The organism is Citrobacter sp. NCU1 (genome assembly GCF_010231475.1).
Lineage (GTDB): Bacteria > Pseudomonadota > Gammaproteobacteria > Enterobacterales > Enterobacteriaceae > Citrobacter_D.
In genome coordinates this window covers 1-1,092 of the sequence record NZ_NRDO01000124.1, presented here as the reverse complement: position 1 = coordinate 1,092, position 1,092 = coordinate 1, and the positions used below count along the sequence as shown (strand labels likewise).

The 1,092-nt window shown below is 53.1% G+C and carries 2 protein-coding genes; both read right to left on the bottom strand.

Annotation, left to right across the window (positions count from 1 at the left end; translation table 11 throughout):
- On the bottom strand, positions 1 to 635 hold a 635-nt coding region (locus CJP72_RS24815), incomplete at its 3' end, for an SDR family oxidoreductase (RefSeq protein WP_162383889.1).
- A partial coding sequence (locus CJP72_RS24810; protein ID WP_162383888.1) for a TenA family transcriptional regulator occupies positions 622 to 1,092 on the bottom strand: 471 nt, incomplete at its 5' end. The genes CJP72_RS24810 and CJP72_RS24815, both read right to left, overlap by 14 nt.

The following is a 1,092-nucleotide window of genomic DNA, read 5'->3' as shown; positions in this document are numbered from 1 at the left end:
CGTGCGGCGACAAATTGCGGGGAATCACTGCTGTTGCCCAGTTTGCGGTTAAGCGCGTAAACCTCGTCACTGTTGAGTGCCGTTTCAGTGGCTCGCGGCGCGGCATACAGTACGCTGATACCATTCCCTTTTAATTCACGCCCCAGCGCTTCCGACAAACGGTGCGTGGCTGCTTTGGTTGCGCTATACACGCTCCAGGCAGGGTGCCCAATTTCACCAAAGATCGAGCCAATGTTGAGGACGATGCCCTGCGGATTAAACTTATCCAGCATGGCACGGGTCAACAGTGTGGGGATTTCGATATTGGTTCTAATCTGTTCCCGAATATCGTCAAAAGACTGTTGTTCAAACAGCGCAAAACGGCTGGTCCCGGCATTGTTGATCAGGATATCCAGTTTGTTCTCATCTTTGAATCTGCTGGCCAGCGCGACGATTTCGTCATCGGTATAACTGTTCATTAACGCAATATGATGCCGTTCAGGATTGGGAAGCACCTCTTTCAGAAGCGTCATTGCCTGCGCATTGCGTCCAACCAGGCAGAGTCTGGCCCCTTTTTGCGCCAGCCCCTGTGCCAGCGCTTGTCCGATACCGCCGCTGGCACCGGTCAGCAGGACTGTTTTATCATGCAGGTTCATGCGTGGTCTGCTCCAGTTGGTTAAGCATCTCTGTGTACAGGCGATAGACGCGACGTGCGGCATAGATAATGGCTGCCTGATCGGCTTCGTCAGTCACAGTGTCCATGAGTGAGGCGAAAAATTTAAGATGTCCCTGATCAAGTTCGCCATGTGAACGCAGGTAGGTTGTCGCCTGTGCTGGCAACCCCAGCGTCCGTTCCACCTGGGCTGCAATCGCGGTAGCAATAGATACGCTGGTCCCTTCCAGTACCTGCACCATGCCAAAAATACTCATAGGATTGACACGTTCAATGCGGTAGTAGAGCCAGGCAACCATCATTTCTATCGGTATCCCTGGGGTGCCATTGCGAACGCTTTCCACATCACCACCGCAAGCCCGAATGTCGTTCAGGATCCATTCCTGGTGCCCGTACTCTTCATCAATATATTCAGCAATCGCGCCCCGAACGGCTTCATG